Consider the following 378-nt stretch of genomic DNA (forward strand, 5'->3'; position numbering starts at 1 on the left):
GCCATTTCAAAGGCAAGGTTTGGAAGCCCTCCCCGATAGTCGCCTCTTCTAAACTCAATGTACTCCTTCCAGCTTACTTTGCCGTCATCGCCAACAAGATCATATTTCCTCACAACCCAAGGGTCTTCTGTCAGTTCAAAATAGTCAGCACCGAAAGACTCTTTTCTTATTTGAATAAACTCATTGGTAGACTTCTCAATCTCTCTAAGATTGGGCCAAAACATGTCATAGCCAATGAAGGCCATAAACCAACTGGCAAGCATCATTGGAAACATAAAAGCAAACAAGGCGTTGTGACTGGCGTTGCGCACTGTCAGTACCTCGTCAGTGACTGACATTACTGGCTCCATAGGATCATCGAGTGGTTTCACATCGACC

At 45.0% G+C, this 378-nt stretch carries 1 protein-coding gene; it reads right to left on the reverse strand.

Features of this window, described 5'->3' with window-relative positions:
- Positions 1 to 338, reverse strand: a 338-nt coding sequence (locus tag LRP50_RS25550; protein WP_420791252.1) for a hypothetical protein, incomplete at its 3' end; no start/stop codon positions are given.
- Positions 339 to 378: the final 40 nt, after the last annotated feature.

This window comes from Enterovibrio gelatinilyticus, assembly GCF_028683095.1.
In the GTDB taxonomy this organism is placed as follows: domain Bacteria; phylum Pseudomonadota; class Gammaproteobacteria; order Enterobacterales; family Vibrionaceae; genus Enterovibrio; species Enterovibrio gelatinilyticus.